This is a genomic window from Pseudoalteromonas sp. SG43-6 (genome assembly GCF_014164365.1).
Taxonomy (GTDB): Bacteria; Pseudomonadota; Gammaproteobacteria; order Enterobacterales; family Alteromonadaceae; genus Pseudoalteromonas; species Pseudoalteromonas rhizosphaerae.
This window is the reverse complement of sequence record NZ_JACJEZ010000001.1, coordinates 30,466-47,636: the sequence shown is the minus strand read 5'-3', so window position 1 is coordinate 47,636 and position 17,171 is coordinate 30,466. Positions and strand designations below refer to the sequence as shown.

The following is a 17,171-nucleotide window of genomic DNA, read 5'->3' as shown; positions in this document are numbered from 1 at the left end:
TTCAGTGAATTAAAAAATCGAAAGGCGGCCATGTTGCAGTGAGCCGCCTTTGTTGTTTATATCGAAGGTAACATGACTAATACTGCGGCTATAGCAATTAACACCAGCCCTGCGGTATCTTGACGTTTTAAAGGCTGCTTGAGCCATAAAACTGAGATCAAGATTGTAAAAAATACTTCTACTTGCCCTAAGGTTTTGACATAGGCAACATGCTGTAAACTCATCGCACTAAACCAACCAATCGAGCCTATGCAGCTAAAAAAACTCACCGCACTGGTGGTTTTTTTATGGTTCCACATAGCTCGAAATGTTGAGCGTTCCCTTACTGTAATATAACCACATAGCATGATAGTTTGCAGGCTGATAATAAGCAGTAAAACCCATGCTGCGGAATAAGGAAACGACAGGCCTGAGTTTAGGCTTGCTTCGCGTATCCATGATGAGGAGAGTGCAAATGCTGTCCCACAGGCCAAGCCTAGTAAGGCTGTTTTTAAGCTAAAGTGCTTAATGTTAGCAATTCCACTTAATAGTAATACTGCAATTGAGCCAATAAACACGCCAAGCCAGCCTAATAAAGATAGCGTTGCGCCAAAAAATAATACTCCTAGTATAGCCGCAACAAGAGCTTCACTTTTTGCAAGACCAGCACCAACAGCAAAGTTATTCATTTTAAATAACGTCACCATTAATCCTGTTGCAATAATTTGCACTATGCTCGCGCCGACAATGTAGCTAATAAAAGCGAGGTTGAAGGTGGGTAAGGGAGCATCTTGATAGAGATATAATGAAATGAGGTATGCCAAAGCAAGTGGGCTTGCAAGTATAAAGCGCGCTAAGGTGACGCCTGCAACACTCACATGCGCACTTAGTTTACTTTGTAAAGCGTTGCGCCACGACTGCATAAAAGCGGCTAAAATAGTTAAAAAGATCCAAGTCATAATGAAAAAACAGCAATTCACAGAGGCGGATAAGTTACCAGTGCCAGAGCTCTAAAGCGAACTAAGATTCCATAAAATGAAAATATCTTTGCTGCGACAATATGCCACAGCTGCAAATCCAACTTTTTGGGCTATAGTTATCGCGATGTTATTGTTAGTCGCAATGCCTTGTATTTATTTCATATAAGTCATTGCGGCTTTTTTATTACTCAAGTCAATTACGCGATCAGTTTAGCTGTGCTAAGTTAATGAAAACTATGATTAGGAGTAACGATGACGATATTACTTATTTGCGCACTACTTGCTGTACTGATGCCTTACTTTGCCAAGGCCCCCGTGGCATTTGCAATGAACAAGCTCGATGGCTACGATAATAAGCAGCCAAGAGAGCAACAGTCTAAGCTCACCGGATTTGGCGCAAGGGCGCTGGCAGCACATCAAAATTGTTTTGAATCATTGGCCGTGTTTGCTGTAGCGTTAGCCACCGTGCTGGGCACTAATAATGTTCACCAAGTTACTGAGCTATTAGCCATTACTCATATTATTGCCCGCGTTCTATATTGTGCTTTTTACTATCTAAATTTAGACGTACTGCGTTCTTTATCATGGCTGGTTGGTTTAGCTGCTGCAGTCGCTATGATTGTTGTGTGCTTGTAATACCAATCGTGTTAAGTTACTGACCATTTATTTAGCTCGCTAGAATGGTTAAATATTTAAGTCGATTGGTATAAGCTTTGTTTTTTAAAACGCTAAAGCAAGCGGCTTCAATAAGGCGCTTGCTTTAGGGTCTTTGGTTGTTAAAATTTACTTAGCCGCAACAGTCACCTTTTCAATCAGTTGTTCTGATTTGTAATTACTGTCAATTGCAAAGTCTAACTGTACCAATACATCTTTAAAGCCTGAATTTGAAGGCTTATATTGCCATTGCATTAGCGCTTTTTTTGCCTCTTTATCGAATACTCTTTCAGGTTTGGCATTCACAACCGACACATTTTGTGTCTTTCCGGCTGGGCTAATATCGTATTTTAATACTACTGAACCGCTGATACCTTGTTCAGCTGCCTGTATCGGGTAAATAGGCTCAATACGCATGATGGGTGAAATAGCTTGCACCTTACTTATTGCTTCAGGTTGTTTTGCGATAGCAAAGCTGCTGATCATACCCGCTGCAAAAATAAGTAAAGCGCCTTTGGCAATCATTGAGCTATTGCCGGTGTGTTTGATTTGATTGAGTCGTTGTAACATCGTGTTTTTATCTCCATAGTGTGAGTAAGCTATTAACCCTGCACGGCTATTTGCTGCACAGTTGATCAGAGCTTTACTGTATAAAATGCGTTGTTGAGTAGTTTTATTGGTCAGTACTTTTTCGTCGCACGACAGCTCTTGCAAGCGTCTAAAGCTCATGTAGCCAAGCCAAGCCAGTGGATTAAACCAAATCAGCAATGTGGCCATTAATGCCAGCGCATTAAATAAATTATCGGCGCGTTTTATATGTACTTTTTCATGTTCAATGATCAGCGTTAACGCAGTGCTATCAATGTGTTGTGTATAGGCGGTTGGTAGGACTAGCTGATTACTGAATAGCCCTATAACCATTGGTGTACTAACGGCGCTACTTTGTAATAGTTGCATGTCGGGATGTGCGTCAATCAGCACTTTATCATCAAGATTGGTTAATCGTAATTGGTTGATAAACCGCAGGTGTACCACGATGGCAGTTAACGCCAGTATGCTAAATATAGCGCTATAAACTAGTACCCAACTAATACTAATCGTTGTTGAAAAACCTTGCTTGGGGCTGATCAGCATAGTGCTAATGACGTTGTTTGGCAGCGGCTTAAAATGCTCTGGCATATTTGCTAGCGGTAATGTGATTGGTAACATTAGCCATAACTTATAGACAAAGTTAGCATTGAGCCATTTTAGTGAATAGCGTTCTAAAACCAGCAAACTGAGTATCAGTAAGCTGATTAATAGTTGCTGCTCAAGAAGCCAGTTAAAGGTGTTTTCTAACATATTAAGCCCTTACTTTTGCTGTTTTTCCCAGTCATCAATCACCTTTTTAAGTTCGTTGATGTCTTGTTGAGAAAGTTGCTCAGATTTAGCAAAACCGCTGACTAACGGCGCGATACGGCCACTAAAAAAACGCTCAATAAAATTTTGACTTTCTTTTAGCGTGTATTCAGCGCGTTCCATGCAAGGAGTGTAAATATACTGGCGGCCATCTTTTTCAAAGCTGAGTGCGCCTTTTTTTACTAATCGACCGAGTAAGGTTTTAATGGTTTTTTCGTGCCATTGTTTATCATCGCTTAAACGCTCGATAATTTGGCTTGCTGTAGCAGGGTAGTTCAGCCAAAGTGCATCGAGCACTTCAAATTCTGCTTTTGATAATTCAATCATATATATATTGCCTACAGGTGTAATCTTTAACTTAAGATTACACCTGTAATCAAACTTTGCAACTATTTTATATAAAAATAATTAGTTTTTTAAAATGTCAGATTTATTTATTTTACGATAGGTATTTTCTGGCAGGCTTAGGGTGGCCAAATTAAGCTCGGCAATTTGTTCTCGGTAAAGGTCAATCACTTTATAGCCACAGTAATGGGCCATTTTTCGGATTTGGCGATTCAGCCCTTGCTTTAAAATAATACTAAATTGGCAGTCGGCTACTTTCTCCACGGTGCATGGCAGTGTGATATGTTTATCAACAGGCACACCATTTGCCATTTTTTGGCTAAAGCCATCATTAAGCGGTTTATCAACAGTGACTAAATAACGTTTTGGCTGGTGGAAGTCAGGATGGATCAGCTGATTACAAAACTCACCATCATTAGTCAGTATTAACAGACCACGAGAATCTTTATCTAGCCTGCCAATGGGGTATACGCGGGTGTCTGTTGGTAGATGGTGAATTAAGCTGCTAGGGTCATGTTGATTGAGTTTACAATCAATTCCTACCGGTTTGTGATAGGCATAATAAACGCGCGTTGCTTTACCTTGTACACGCGTGTTATTGACGCGTATATCGTCGTTATCATCAACGTGATCAATATGATTGGCTGGGCGGTTATTTACGCTCACCACACCTTCATCAATCAGCCGCGAGGCTTGTTTACGAGAACAAACGCCAGCATGGGCAAGGTATTTAGCTAGACGAGTTTTCTCGCTCATAAATTAAGTCGCTTCGGTTTAAATTGATCAAAGTATATCAAAGCAACGTACAGATAACTTAATCCACTGTAAAAAGGGTTTCACCATGGCGATAAAATTATCAGAACTTAAAAACCATCAGCCTTTGCAAAAAGTTATTGTTCACTCATTGGAAATGGCTTTATACCAAGTGTCGGTGATGATCAACAATGTTGAGTATTATGTAACGGATGAGCAAGGGGAGTTTATTCGTGGCTTAAGTCCATTGCATATTCAAAAACGACTCGACCACCTTAGTTATGCGCAAATGGTATTGCGTCATACCAGTGCATACGATGAAATGTGTGGCCAGAGTGAAAAAGTGGGCAGTAATATGCTTGAGGTGCCTTACGGTAAAAATCATTTATATTAACTTGCTAGTCATTTAAACTGACCTTTTAACTTGGTAAAAAGCGACCATGTATCAGTTTGAAAATGATGATTCACAGGTATTAGAACAGTTATTGCGTGAGCAAATAGTTGCTTATAATCAAGCTTACTTTGATGCACAAAGACTGCCATTGGGGTGTAAATTTGTTGATGAAAATCAGCAAGTGGTGGCGGCTGTAGCTGCTCAATTATTTGGTAACTGGTTACAAATAAATTGGCTTTGGTGTGATGAAAAAGCACGCGGTCAAGGCCTAGCTAGTAAGTTACTTAGCGCGATCGAATTAAAGGGTAAGCAGTTAGGTGCGCTGCAAGTTCAGCTTGATACTTTAGATTTTCAAGCTAAACCATTTTATGAACATCGTGGTTATGAAGTTAAATATCAACTCGATAATTATCCTCGCTCTGGCACCCGCTACTTTATGGAAAAATCACTTAGTTAGCTGTTAATGGTTCGCCATCAAAAGTAATGCCCAAGAAGGGGGTTACTTCTGGTGCTAACATAAATGTGCGAATGTTCATGTGATCGTGCTCATTAGGATTGCCAAGTACATCATCACGATAAAACGCGCCAAAGCAATCTAGAGTATTTTGTTTACTTAGTTGGTTTAGTTTAGCAAAAGCAAAAATTTTACATGAGCCATTATTTTCACCAACGGCACTTTTTAAGCCGTGGTTATTGAATGCGCAGGCTGTAAAAGTATAGTTTGCTTCAATCACTGCCATCGTATCGGCAAATGCAATGGTGTGTGGCTCATTAGCCAGACGGCTTAAAAAATCGTTGAGTGTCATAGTCATCCTTATTTAGCTAACTCTAGCTGATTAGTTTGTTGATTAATATTAAATTTAAACAACTGTAAAAAATTCATGCCGAGTAATCCATACCCACTATGGTTATCAATTACTAACACTTCAAAGTTTTCAATATATTGCTGGCCAATTAAAATTGAATCAAGTTGGTAACGTTTTGCGATTACTTGGCCGTTGGCGGTATTGATGCTTAAGCTATCAATATAGTCGGGTATTGGCCGTAATGCTTGAAATACGTTATTTGGTAATACGGTAAAGCTTGCCCCGGTATCTATCATTAGTTGGGTGTTGAGCGCATCGTTGATTTGCATATCTAATAAATAGTGTGCGCCGTATGGACGTAATGGCACCAGATCAATACCGCTTTGCGCTTGTGCTATGCGTGTTTGTAATTCAGCAACTTTCGCTTGTAATGGATGCTCCAAAGGAAAGCGATCTAATGTTGCTTGCGCGCTTAGCAGGTCACCGAGATGGTAATACGCATTAGCTAGTGCGAATAAGTAATTAGGATTTTCGTTATCATAATCAAGCCACACTAAGGTTTGATTAATGGTTTTTTGCCACGCGTGCTGCTCTGTAAGCGTTTTTATTTGTGCGATGGTCAATTGTATTAAACGCATATTAATGGCTGCTTGCTGGCTTTCATTGGCAAGTGATTGCAATGATAATAACGCAACAATAGCTTGGTGTAGCTGCTGGTTTTTCACTAAACGTTCGGCATCAAGCTGTAACATATTTATATCGTATGGATAGCTATTTAAAAATAATTGCAAAAAAGTCTCAGCAGCTGTGAGCTCATTATTTTTTAACCAGTTATCGAGTTTATCTAACCATAAAAAGTAAAGTTGTTCAGCTTGTAATGGCTGGCTTGTAGTTAATGCTTGGTAGCTGGCTAAGGCAGCCGTAAACTGTCGCTGATTAAATTGCTGTAGAGCTTGCTGATAGAGTGATTGCTGATTGTTTTCAACGATAACTGATGGCGACAATTTAACGGCTGCTTGTGGGGCTGTTGCTTGCTGTTGTGGCCACAATAAATAGCCATTAAGTGCCACTGATAGCAGTAGCAGCAGCGTGATAAATTTAGTAACAGCAGTCCCTTTCATTGCTCGCTCCTAGAATATTATGGCTGGCTTAAAAAGTGTTTAAGCGCTTGAATATCAGTTATTTCAATATCGGCTAAGCCTTTGTAGGCATATTTAGCTGGTTGGTCATTTAACCAAAGTGACTGACAACCCGCATTATGCGCACCTTGTACATCGGTGTCTAAACTATCACCAATGTGCAAAATGTGCTGGGTTGGGACGCCAAGCGCGGCGGCGGCCTGTTCAAACATCGTGGTATGAGGTTTAGCTTTACCGTGAATACCTGCTTGTAAAACCAGTTCAAATACACCATTTAAGTTAAAACGTTCAATTTCTACATTACCATTGGTAATAGCAATTAAGCGATAGCGTTTACTCAGTTGTGAAAGTAAATCGAGCACTTTATCATCCACTACAATTTGGCTGCGGGCATCAGCAAATGCTTGATAAGCATTATTAGCATGGTGTTCGAGCTCTGCGTTTTGATAACCAAGCTTTGCCAGTGCTGTACGCAGAGTGCTTTTGCGCCACTGCGTAACATTGTCGACTAACTCGGGGTTATCAAGTAGCGCCTGCTCACGGCATTGTTGCCAATAGTCTTTACCTTGTGCTTGCCAGTTTGGCAATGCATTTAGATAATTTATCTGTGCTTGAACGGCTGCTGTAATTATCGGATGGTTATTGTATAAGGTGTCGTCTAAGTCAAAACTCAATACGGTAAAAGGTGAAATGGCACGATTAAAGCGGATCATATAAGCTCCTGGCTAGTCGGTATTTGAACGTTTTTTAGCGCGAGGGTGCGTGTTGTCATACACTTTAGCTAAATGCTGAAAATCTAAATGGGTATACACTTGGGTGGCCGATAAACTGCTGTGACCCAATAACTCTTGTACTGCTCGCAAGTCACCCGATGATTCTAAAATATGTGATGCAAATGAATGGCGTAATTTATGTGGGTGTACTTGGCTGCTAATACCTTGTTTTATTCCCCACTCTTGCATGCGAAGCCGAACGTGACGTGCTGAAATACGGCACTTTTTGCTACTGACAAATACTGCAATTTCTTCTGGATGAGCAAATTGAGGGCGTAGTTTAAGCCATTTATTTAATGATTCTAGCGCCTTGCCTCCCACTGGTAACAGGCGTTCTTTGTTGCCCTTACCGCGGACTAATATTTCCCCCGCACTGCGATTTATATCTTGTATATTGGCACCAACTAACTCACTAATTCGTAAGCCAGACGAATACATCAGCTCCATCATCGCCTGATCGCGAACTGCAAGAGGATCATCATCGTGAATATCAAGTAACCGTGCCATTTGGTCTACATCAAGGTTTTTAGGCAGGGGTTTGGCAAACTTGGGGCCTTTGATTGCTTCTGCCGGATTATGATAATGGTTTTGTTGACAGTTATCTTTGGTCTTTAAAAACTTATACAAACTGCGAATGCAGCTGAGCTTTAAACTAATCGTACGGCCACTTAGTTGCTTGCTTCTAAGCTGCATGCTGTAACGGCGTATATGCTCACCCTGTACGCTTGACCAATCATTACACAGTTTGCTGAAATACAATGCAGCGAAGTTAAGTTGGCTGGTGTACTGGCTGATAGTGTGTGGTGAGTATTGTCTTTCGAAGCGCAGATAATCACTAAATAATAGGATTGGCGTGCGCCACTTATCGCTTAGTTTGTCACATAATTGCTCAACATTTGGCGGCTGCTGCTCGCTCATGCCTGCTCTAGTTCCAATTCCAACAGTCTAAGTTGCAGTGAGCGAACAAACTCAAGTACAAATAAACTATCTTTTGCCGGTTCGAAGTGGTTTGCATCATCACTGCCAAAGGCCAAAATAGCGATAGGGTGCTGACTGTTACCAATTAAATAGAGCGCAGTTGATTGTGTAGCAGGGCTGAACAGTAAATCTCGCTCTTGCTGATTTACGCGACCCAGATAAACGCCATTATGCTCTAAGCGGTGTTCAATTAGTTGCGCAAACTTTTTATCATACTTAAGCAAGTGGCATTCATTAATCGCCGGATTAGTACAAATAATATTGCGTAAGTTTATTGCTAAAGTTTTAAAGTCGTAGTTAGTCCAAAGCTGGCGATGACACTCGCTGAACAAGCTATAAATTAGCTCATTTTCTTTTGCGTGCTTAATTAAGCTGTCAATTTTGCTTTTCAACATGGTGTTGTGTTCACGCAATTGACGCTGTTGGATGTGCACCAATGAGGTTGCGCCTTGTACTTGCTGCAGCTCAAGTTGGGCTAATAGTGCTGGATTTTGAGCTAAAAACAATGGGTTTTGTTGTAAAAACTCACTCACTTGCTCACTAGTTACTTGGTCGTTTGAGTTACTCATAAAGCGACCTGCCCATCAAATACATGCTCTGCAGGGCCGGTCATTCGCACTGGATGGCCTTCACCTTGCCAGCGAATTTGCAAACTACCGCCCGGTAAATCGACCTGTACTGTAGTGGATAATTTACTTTGAATTTGGCCAATTACCATTGCTGCACATGCGCCTGTACCGCAGGCGAGCGTTTCGTTAACGCCACGTTCCCAAACTCGCAATTTAATATGCTCAGAATTAATCACTTGCATAAACCCCACGTTAACGCGCTGTGGAAAACGTTCATGATTTTCAAGTAGCGGGCCTAAAGTGCTGACGTCAGCTGTCTCTATATCATCAACTTCAAGTACACAATGTGGGTTACCCATTGATACTGCACCACTAAATACGGTGTGTTCTTCTGCTCGAATAATATAAGTCAGTTCACGCTTAGTCGCTTTGAGTGGAATTTTGCTCGGTTCGAAATTAGGGTGACCCATGTTGACGGTGACTTGGCCATCTTTTTCTATGTATAAGGTTAAATTACCTGATTTGGTAGATACGGTGACTTTATGTTTATTAGTAAGGCCTTTCATCCGTACAAAACGGGCAAAACACCGAGCACCATTGCCGCATTGTTCTACTTCGTTACCGTCAGCATTAAAAATACGATAATGGAAATCAAGATCGGGAGAATAAGGCGCTTCAACCATTAATAGTTGGTCAAAGCCGATGCCGAAATGGCGATCTGCCAGTTTTTTTATTTGGTCTCGTGACAAGAAAACGTTTTGTGTAATGTTATCAATTACAACAAAATCGTTGCCTAGGCCGTGCATTTTGGAAAAATTAACTAACATAGCGCTCTAATTCGGGTTGCTCTGCGCTAATCATGCCACAGAGCAGCCTCGTTACAAAAAGTTTATGGTAAAATTTTCTCGCCTTGCCATAGACTTTCCAGAGTTTCACGCGCGCGGATCAAATGACTCTGCTCGCCATCGACCATGATCTCTGCCACACGTGGCCGTGAGTTATAATTTGAGCTCATGGTAAAGCCGTAGGCACCAGCGCTGCGCTGGGCAAGTAAATCACCTTGTTGTAAGGCTAACAGGCGATCTTTACCTAAAAAGTCACCGGTTTCACACACCGGACCGACAATATCAAAGTTGTATGTGGGTGTGTCGTCATTACGAGGCGTTACCGGCACAATTTTTTGCCATGCTTGATATAAAGCAGGGCGCAACATATCGTTCATACCGGCATCAACGATTGCAAAAAACTTATCTTGGTTTTGTTTTATAAACTCAACTTTTGTAACCAAAATACCCGCATTGGCAGCAATCGCACGGCCCGGTTCAAAAATAAGCTCTAAGTGTTGATAATCAGTTAAACGATCGGTGATATGTGCCACATATTCACTTGGATGCGGTGGCGCTTCGCCATTGTATGGTACGCCTAAACCGCCGCCAATATCTAAGTGGCTGAGTTCAATACCGTTGGCTTTTAAATCGTCAATTAGAGCCAGTACTTTGTCTAGTGCTTCGAGAAATGGTTTGATTTCAGTCAGCTGTGAGCCAATGTGACAATCAACCCCGGTGATTTTTAGGCCAGGCAATGACGCAGCATACTGATAAACACTTGTTGCAGTAAGAATATCGATACCGAATTTATTTTCTTTTAAACCCGTTGAAATATACGGATGGGTTTTCGCATCGATATCAGGGTTTACACGAATTGAAATTGGCGCGACTAAATTAAGTTCGCTGGCAACGTGTGAAATACGATCTAGCTCTGAGACAGACTCAACATTAAAACATTTAATCCCGAGCTTGAGTGCGTAGGCAATTTCGTCAGCTGTTTTGGCAACCCCTGAAAAAACCACTTTACTAGCGTCGCCTCCGGCCGCAATGACGCGGGCAAGCTCACCTTTAGAAACAATATCAAAACCTGAGCCCAAACGTGCCAGCACATTTAAAACAGCAATGTTTGAATTGGCTTTTACAGCATAGCAAACTAAGTTTTTATGATTGGTCGCGGCCTGTGCAAAGGCAAGGTAATGACGCTCAAAGGTTTTGCGAGAATATATATAACAAGGCGTACCGTATTGTGCGGCGAGCTCCTTGACAGCGATGTCTTCAGCATGCAGCTGATTATTTTTATAGTCAAAAAAGTCCATTATTGGTCCTGTTTCGATTCAGTTGTTGATGACTGTGTTTGCGTAACTGGAGTTGTTACTTGTTGTGGTTTATTTGGCTCGGCTTTATCTTCTGGCAAATACAGTGGCCCGCTTTGTCCGCAGCCAGCTAAAGTGATGAGTAGTACACCAAGTGGGGAAAGTCGTTTTAATTGTTTAAGATGCATCTCTTTCATTAGATTAATCGTGTTGCTGGCTTTATAATCGCAGATTAACAGAATATCTAAAAAATGCAGCTATTCGCGGATGAATTTATTCCTGTTACACTAGCTGCATGCAATTCGTACCGAATATCTGGCTAAATGCCCGTAAAAGGAAATAATAATGACTGATCATGAATACCACCAATTAGCCGAAGCTCTTATGTTTACCATTGAAGAACAAGTGGATGACTGTGAAGCTGACTTAGACTATGAATCTGCACAAGGTATTTTGGAGATTATTTTTGCTGATCGCAGTAAAATTGTGATTAATAAGCAAGCTCCTTTGCATCAAGTATGGGTTGCGACTAAGTTTAATGGTCACCATTTTGAATTGCGTGGCGATAAGTGGATTGATAATCGCTCGGGCGCAGAATTTTGGCAGTTTATGAATGAAGCAACAACGCGTCAAGCTGGCCAAACGGTAGAATGGCAATCAGCACTATGAGTTTAGAGTTTGTAGAATACGCGGCAAAAGGCCAGCATCAAGCAACGATTATTTGGTTACATGGTTTAGGCGATTCAGGCGATGGATTTTTACCTGTCGCATCGCAACTTGCATTGCCTGATGAATTAGGTGTGCGGTTTGTGTTCCCGCATGCTCCGGTACAACCGGTCACCATAAATGGTGGTATGGCAATGCGTTCTTGGTATGATATTAAATCTATGGATCTAGACAAGCGTGCTGATGAAACTGGGGTACGCGAATCAGCGGCGAAGGTTGAGCAGTTGATTGAGCAAGAGCTTGGTAAAGGTATTCCTGCAGATAAAATAATATTGGCTGGTTTTTCTCAAGGTGGCGTTATTGCGCTACATTTAGCACCGCGTTTAACTCAGAAACTGGCAGGTGTAATGGCGCTTTCGACTTATATGTGCGTGCCAGATAAGTTAACGGCTGAAGCTAAACATACAGATTTGTCGGTATTTATGGCTCATGGTAGCCAAGATCAAGTAGTACCTTATGATGCAGGTCGTCATGCGTTTGACATACTTACAACGCATAACATGGATGTAAGTTGGCAAGATTACCCAATGGGCCATCAGCTCTGCGGGGAAGAACTAATGGCTATTCGCCACTGGTTGATCGCGCGCTTAAGTTAAATAGTGTTGAGTAGCCGAGGCTAAAATGAAACAAAAAATAGTGATCACTGCAAGTATGAGTCGAGAGGCTGCACCTATCGCGCCTGAGGTAACCTATCAATGGCATTGGCAGCGCATTGTTACCGTTACGCTACTGATGATATTTGCGTTAGTTATTTTTACTTATAGCCTGTTGAGCTCCGTTAATGCTGAGCAAAATGATCAACAACAACCCCTTGATAGCCCCGCCGAGTCTGTTGCACAGACAAGCGAAGAAGACGCGCCTTTAGCATCTTCAACAACGGTAGCAGACAATACAGAGTTTGAGGTAATCAGCGAAGCGTCGACGCTCACTGATATTAATGCTGATGATGGTAATGATGCTAGTGTAGTGGATGATAAAAGTGAATCGCTAGAAATGGCGATGATAACTGATAGCCCAGAGCAGCAAATTGTTGATAGTAATCAGCCCGAACAAAGCCAAGCACTTGCAGCTAATACTATTGTTGCTACAAATACCAATAATGAGCCAGTAGAGAGTGACGTTAGTGCGGAGCAACCAGATAGTTTTGCTACATCCGCACATATTGCCAGCGTTGCTCTTGGTGCAAAAATTGATACCGACAAAGTAAGCCGCGCAGTATTGACCCGTGAAGTGGTTGATCGTGAACCCGTTAATGTTTTTAAAGCGGATGTGCGTTTAAATGAATTTACTGAAACAATGGCATTTTTTAGTGAGCTTAAAAATATGCAAGGGCAGACGGTCAAGCATGTTTGGCGCTATGAAAATGAAGTGCTAGATAGTATTGAGCTTGGTGTAACGTCTCCTCGGTATCGCACTTACTCTAATAAAACTATTTTACCTGAACAAGTTGGCAACTGGCGTGTTGATGTTGTTGACGAACAGGGCCATTTATTGGCACAAAAAGAATTTCGCATTTTAGCTGAGTAAGTGTTTATTCACCTTTAGGCTCAGCAAAGAAAATTAATTGGACTCCTTTTATGACTGAAAACGTGACAAAAAAACCTCAACTTATTCGTATCGCTACGCGTAAAAGTGCATTAGCACTGTGGCAGGCTGAATTTGTAAAGGCACAGCTAGAGCATTTCCATGCCGGCATTACTGTTGAGCTAGTACCAATGTCGACGCAAGGAGATATTATTCTTGATACACCACTTGCAAAAATCGGTGGCAAAGGACTATTTGTTAAAGAGCTTGAGCAGGCCATGTTAGATGGCCGTGCAGATATCGCTGTGCATTCAATGAAAGATGTACCTGTTGATTTTCCTGAAGGGTTAGCACTGCATACAATTTGTGAACGTGAAGATCCACGCGATGCATTTGTGTCAAATACCTTTGCCAACATTGCACAGCTACCACAAGGTGCTATTGTTGGTACATCGAGTTTGCGTCGTCAGTGTCAAATTCGTGAACTGCGTCCTGATTTAGAAATTCGTGATTTACGCGGTAACGTCAATACTCGCCTAGCTAAGCTTGATGATGGCCAATATGATGCGATTATTTTAGCTGCTGCTGGCTTAATTCGTTTACAGATGCATGACCGTATTAAAGCATTTATTGAACCAGAAGAATCGTTACCAGCGAATGGTCAGGGCGCTGTAGGTATTGAATGCCGTATTGATGACGAGGTTACCCAAGCGTTACTTGCACCACTTGAGCATAACGAGACACGTATTCGTGTTAATGCCGAACGTGCAATGAATCGCCGTTTAGAAGGTGGTTGCCAAGTACCAATTGGCGCTTATGCTTTAGTTGATGGCGAGCAAGTACATTTACGTGGTTTAGTGGGCGCAATTGATGGCAGCGAAATTTTACGCGCTGAGATCAGTGGTAAAGCAATTGATGCTGAACAGCTTGGTGTGCAACTGGCTGAACAGTTACTTGCTTTAGGCGCAGATAAAATTTTAGCTGAAGTATATAGAGACGCATAAATGTCACAGATCCTGATAACTCGCCCACATGGAAAAGGCGCCGACCTTGCAGAGCAACTGTCGCAAGGGGGTTATCAGGCGACTTTATTTCCGGTTTTGAAAATTGATTACTTAACCCCAGATAATACTCAACTGACCCCTTTACTGAATGCAGATAAAATTATTTTTATCTCCCAAGATGCTGTCAAAGCATTGTTGGCACTTAAACCCGATATCAATACTAAAGCGCAATTTTATGCCGTAGGTGAACAAACGGCAGAGGCCATTTGGCAGGCATTCGGCGTACGAGCAGCCGTGCCTAAACTGCATGATTCTGAAGGATTACTGGCTTTAAAATCATTACAGCAAGTTGATGGTCTAAATATAGTGTTGGTTAAAGGTAAAGATGGCCGAGCAACGATTGCAAAAAACTTAAAGCAACGTGGGGCATTTTTAAATAATTTAGTGGTTTATCAACGAGGCCCTGTAGAAGGTAATGCAACTGACTGGCTAGACCACTGGCAAAGCCTTGATGTTAAAGGTATAGTCATAACAAGTAATGCGGCAGTTGATGCGATTTTTCGTGAATTGGGCGCAAAACAATTAGAGTGGATCAGACAGTGCCAGTTTTATGTTGCCAGTGCTCGCATTAGTGAATACCTTGCGGCGCAACAGATTGACTCGGCAAATATACACATTGCTGCAGGTGCAAGCGATAGCGCTATGTTTACTTGTATTAGCGAAGGTAACATTATGAGTGAAGATACAAAGCCAACATCACAGCTTGCTGACCCTAAAGCAACGCCAAGCAGTTCAACCAAGGCGAATGCTAAGGTTGCAGACTCTGCTTCGGCAACAAAAAAAGACTTTGCTATGAAACAAGAAACGAACCAAAAAAACAAACAAAAAATAAGTAAAACTGGCAGCTTAGCATTACTTATCTCGTTGATTGTGGCCTCTGGTGTTGGTTTTCAGTTTTACCAAAAACTTCATACACAACAGCAAGCAAATCTGTTAGTTAATCAGTTATCAGCTGACAACCAATTACTCGGTAAAGAGCTGCAAGCAGTGAAAGTTGCGCAGCAAACCTTGCAACAAGCGCTGTTTAATAGTGAGCAAAAAGTTGCTGCTAGCTTAGCTGAAAATGCAGATAACACGGCAAAACAATTAGCAGCCGCCTTGCAGCGTGCAGAGCAACAAACATATAGTCTTAATCCACAAGAGGTGACTAGTTTGCAGCGTATGGCTGAGTTTAAACTGTGGGCTGAGCATGATTATAATGGAGCGGCGGCAGTATTAACTCGATTAGATACGTTATTAGCAGAGCATCCAGGAACTGGCGCTATTCGCCAAGCAATTTATCAAGATTTGCAAGCGCTTAGCACTGTTGAGCCGGTTGCAATAGAAGCAATTTATTTAAAGCTGCACGGTGTACTTGGGCAAGTAGATAAGCTCGTTTTCAATGCGGTGGCATTACCACAAGAAGTAGATCAAAAAGAGCAACATGTATTGAGCGAAAACGTTAGTGATTGGCAGCAAAATTTAGCTAATTCGTGGCAGCAATTTAAAGATAACTTTATTAAAATTCGCCAACGTGAAGATATCGCTATTGAACCTTTATTGACAGAGTACGAGCGTCATTTGATCCAACAGCGATTAAGTTTATATTTATCGCAAGCTCAAGATGCGCTTTTGACTAAACAAGCCAGTATTTATTTTACTGCTCTGAGTCAAGCCGAAGTATTAGTAAAAGATTATTTCCAACATGATGAAGCACTAACTAAAAGTACGCTTAAAGCGCTGCAGGAGTTGAGCAAAGAGCAGTTAAACTTTAGTCCAGCTATCACTTTGCAAAGTACTGAGCAGATCAAGGAGTGGGCAAAATGATCCGCTTAATATTGGTTATTTTAGCAGTTGCTGTATTACTTGCTTTATCGCCTATGTTAATAGGTGAAGTGGGTTATGTATTAATTTCGTTTAATAAAACTACTATTGAAGGGTCTATCGTTGCTTTTTGCGCGACCATTTTGGTTATCGCGCTGGGTTTGTATTTAACTTATAAGCTTATTAGTTATATTTTGTCTTTATACAGCAATACTCGCCATCGTTTTTTTGCCCGTAGTGAGGAGCGTAAACAAGCGGCGATTGAACAAGCTGTATGGAGTCTGATCAGTGGTGATAGCGAACAGCTAGAACTGGCATTGGGGAACAATAGCGTGGCTGATAATTGGCAAGATGTGCGCTATGCGTTATTAGCTAAAGCGGCTTTACAAAATAATGACACAAGCAAAGCGATTGGATTACTTGACCAAATTTCACCAGAAAACCAACTAAAAGCGGCTAAACTCTGGTTAGCCAGTGGTGATTGCAGCACAGTAAGCAGTGAATTAAAAGCGTTAGCGGAAGCTAAAAAAGCCACCGCGCTGGAGCTGAAATTGTATGCCGAAGTACTTGTGCAACAGCAAAAATGGACTGCGCTTGAGCAGTTTATGCCGCGTTTACTAAGTAAAAAAGCGTTAACAGATAGCCAATGGTCGATATTATTAACCACCTACTTTATGGCACAGCCAGAATCGCAATTAACCGATAAGTATCAGCAACTATCTAAAAACGTAAAAGTAAAAGCGCATAGCTGTTACTTAGCTGCGATGGCAAAAGCTGGGCGTTTAAATGAGATTGAATTAAGTTTACTTAAAATGCTGAAAAAACCAGAGCAGCATATTGAGCTTGCACATATATTAAAAGTGTCCGCCCCTGGAGACGCATTAAAGTTACAGGCGAGTTTACAAGATACTTTAAAAAAAGAGCCGGATAATCAAGCATTGTTACTGGCACTTGCATGCTTAGCTAATGCTCATGGTGAGTATGAGCTTGCTGCTCGGGTGTTCGATAAAGCGTTAAACACAGAGAACAGCAAAGAATATTTAGTACAAGCACAGCTTAGTTATAGTAAAAGCGCACAACCCCAAAAAGCACTCGACCTTTATTTGTAATTACAGTTAGTTGAGGCCTGAATAGGAGCGCCAGAGC

General features: G+C 41.5%; 21 protein-coding genes. 9 read left to right on the top strand and 12 right to left on the bottom strand.

Features of this window, described 5'->3' with window-relative positions; all coding sequences use genetic code 11:
- Window positions 1-56: 56 nt before the first annotated feature.
- The gene (locus H5201_RS00215) at window positions 57-938 is read right to left on the bottom strand and encodes a DMT family transporter (RefSeq protein ID WP_145239974.1); all 882 of its coding nucleotides are present in this window, start codon (window positions 936-938) and stop codon (window positions 57-59) included.
- Between the two features lie 273 nt (window positions 939-1,211).
- Between H5201_RS00215 and H5201_RS00210 the strand changes: the two genes are divergently transcribed.
- Window positions 1,212-1,595: an MAPEG family protein gene (locus H5201_RS00210; protein ID WP_145239972.1), complete on the top strand. Its 384-nt coding sequence runs from the start codon at window positions 1,212-1,214 to the stop codon at window positions 1,593-1,595.
- 147 nt (window positions 1,596-1,742) lie between these two features.
- Here the strand turns inward: H5201_RS00210 and H5201_RS00205 are convergent, their stop codons facing one another.
- The 3 genes from H5201_RS00205 to H5201_RS00195 all read right to left on the bottom strand — a co-directional run bounded on the left by H5201_RS00205 (window position 1,743) and on the right by H5201_RS00195 (window position 4,112).
- On the bottom strand, window positions 1,743-2,954 hold the full coding sequence (locus tag H5201_RS00205; protein WP_182783419.1) for a TonB family protein: 1,212 nt from the start codon (window positions 2,952-2,954) through the stop codon (window positions 1,743-1,745).
- Between the two features lie 9 nt (window positions 2,955-2,963).
- A complete protein-coding gene (locus H5201_RS00200; protein ID WP_145239968.1) occupies window positions 2,964-3,338 on the bottom strand; it encodes a BlaI/MecI/CopY family transcriptional regulator in 375 nt (124 codons plus the stop codon).
- A gap of 81 nt (window positions 3,339-3,419) precedes the next feature.
- Entirely contained in the window at window positions 3,420-4,112 is a 693-nt protein-coding gene (locus H5201_RS00195; protein WP_145239966.1) for a pseudouridine synthase, read from the bottom strand.
- 85 nt (window positions 4,113-4,197) lie between these two features.
- Between H5201_RS00195 and H5201_RS00190 the strand changes: the two genes are divergently transcribed.
- Window positions 4,198-4,503: a DUF6482 family protein gene (locus H5201_RS00190; RefSeq protein ID WP_145239964.1), complete on the top strand. Its 306-nt coding sequence runs from the start codon at window positions 4,198-4,200 to the stop codon at window positions 4,501-4,503.
- 46 nt (window positions 4,504-4,549) lie between these two features.
- The gene (locus tag H5201_RS00185) at window positions 4,550-4,960 is read left to right on the top strand and encodes an N-acetyltransferase (RefSeq protein WP_182717477.1); all 411 of its coding nucleotides are present in this window, start codon (window positions 4,550-4,552) and stop codon (window positions 4,958-4,960) included.
- Here the strand turns inward: H5201_RS00185 and H5201_RS00180 are convergent.
- The 8 genes from H5201_RS00180 to H5201_RS00145 form a co-directional block, all read right to left on the bottom strand.
- Window positions 4,953-5,309: a HopJ type III effector protein gene (locus tag H5201_RS00180; protein ID WP_145239960.1), complete on the bottom strand. Its 357-nt coding sequence runs from the start codon at window positions 5,307-5,309 to the stop codon at window positions 4,953-4,955. The two genes, H5201_RS00185 and H5201_RS00180, sit on opposite strands and share 8 nt — an antisense overlap.
- A gap of 8 nt (window positions 5,310-5,317) precedes the next feature.
- On the bottom strand, window positions 5,318-6,430 hold the full coding sequence (locus tag H5201_RS00175) for a retroviral-like aspartic protease family protein (RefSeq protein ID WP_182783417.1): 1,113 nt from the start codon (window positions 6,428-6,430) through the stop codon (window positions 5,318-5,320).
- Window positions 6,431-6,447: 17 nt separating this feature from the next.
- Window positions 6,448-7,161 carry an HAD-IA family hydrolase gene (locus H5201_RS00170; RefSeq protein WP_149982187.1) on the bottom strand — a complete coding sequence of 238 codons (714 nt, stop codon included), beginning with the start codon at window positions 7,159-7,161 and terminating at the stop codon, window positions 6,448-6,450.
- A 12-nt stretch (window positions 7,162-7,173) separates the two neighbouring features.
- Window positions 7,174-8,139: a tyrosine recombinase XerC gene (locus tag H5201_RS00165; RefSeq protein ID WP_182783415.1), complete on the bottom strand. Its 966-nt coding sequence runs from the start codon at window positions 8,137-8,139 to the stop codon at window positions 7,174-7,176.
- Entirely contained in the window at window positions 8,136-8,768 is a 633-nt protein-coding gene (locus tag H5201_RS00160) for a DUF484 family protein (RefSeq protein ID WP_182717475.1), read from the bottom strand. The genes H5201_RS00165 and H5201_RS00160 overlap by 4 nt, the downstream gene beginning before the upstream one ends.
- A complete protein-coding gene (dapF, locus tag H5201_RS00155; RefSeq protein ID WP_145239950.1) occupies window positions 8,765-9,595 on the bottom strand; it encodes a diaminopimelate epimerase in 831 nt (276 codons plus the stop codon). Before dapF ends, H5201_RS00160 begins: the two co-directional genes overlap by 4 nt.
- Before the next feature lie 62 nt (window positions 9,596-9,657).
- Window positions 9,658-10,911, bottom strand: a complete 1,254-nt coding sequence (gene lysA, locus H5201_RS00150) for a diaminopimelate decarboxylase (protein ID WP_149982184.1) — start codon at window positions 10,909-10,911, stop codon at window positions 9,658-9,660.
- Window positions 10,911-11,105, bottom strand: coding sequence for an LPS translocon maturation chaperone LptM (locus H5201_RS00145; protein WP_149982183.1), 195 nt, complete (start codon window positions 11,103-11,105; stop codon window positions 10,911-10,913). The genes lysA and H5201_RS00145 overlap by 1 nt, the downstream gene beginning before the upstream one ends.
- 148 nt (window positions 11,106-11,253) lie before the next feature.
- Here H5201_RS00145 and cyaY point away from each other — a divergent pair, with 148 nt between their 5' ends.
- The 6 genes from cyaY (at window position 11,254) to H5201_RS00115 (ending at window position 17,134) form a co-directional block, all read left to right on the top strand.
- A complete protein-coding gene (cyaY, locus tag H5201_RS00140; RefSeq protein WP_145239944.1) occupies window positions 11,254-11,577 on the top strand; it encodes an iron donor protein CyaY in 324 nt (107 codons plus the stop codon).
- Window positions 11,574-12,230 (top strand): alpha/beta hydrolase, encoded by a 657-nt coding sequence (locus H5201_RS00135; protein WP_149982182.1) that lies wholly within the window; start codon window positions 11,574-11,576, stop codon window positions 12,228-12,230. Before cyaY ends, H5201_RS00135 begins: the two co-directional genes overlap by 4 nt.
- 25 nt (window positions 12,231-12,255) lie before the next feature.
- On the top strand, window positions 12,256-13,161 hold the full coding sequence (locus H5201_RS00130) for a DUF2914 domain-containing protein (protein ID WP_182767394.1): 906 nt from the start codon (window positions 12,256-12,258) through the stop codon (window positions 13,159-13,161).
- 62 nt (window positions 13,162-13,223) lie between these two features.
- The gene (gene hemC, locus H5201_RS00125; protein WP_149982317.1) at window positions 13,224-14,162 is read left to right on the top strand and encodes a hydroxymethylbilane synthase; all 939 of its coding nucleotides are present in this window, start codon (window positions 13,224-13,226) and stop codon (window positions 14,160-14,162) included.
- Complete coding sequence (locus tag H5201_RS00120) at window positions 14,163-16,028, top strand: uroporphyrinogen-III C-methyltransferase (protein WP_182783413.1); 1,866 nt, start codon at window positions 14,163-14,165, stop codon at window positions 16,026-16,028.
- Complete coding sequence (locus tag H5201_RS00115; protein WP_182783412.1) at window positions 16,025-17,134, top strand: heme biosynthesis HemY N-terminal domain-containing protein; 1,110 nt, start codon at window positions 16,025-16,027, stop codon at window positions 17,132-17,134. Before H5201_RS00120 ends, H5201_RS00115 begins: the two co-directional genes overlap by 4 nt.
- Window positions 17,135-17,171: the final 37 nt, after the last annotated feature.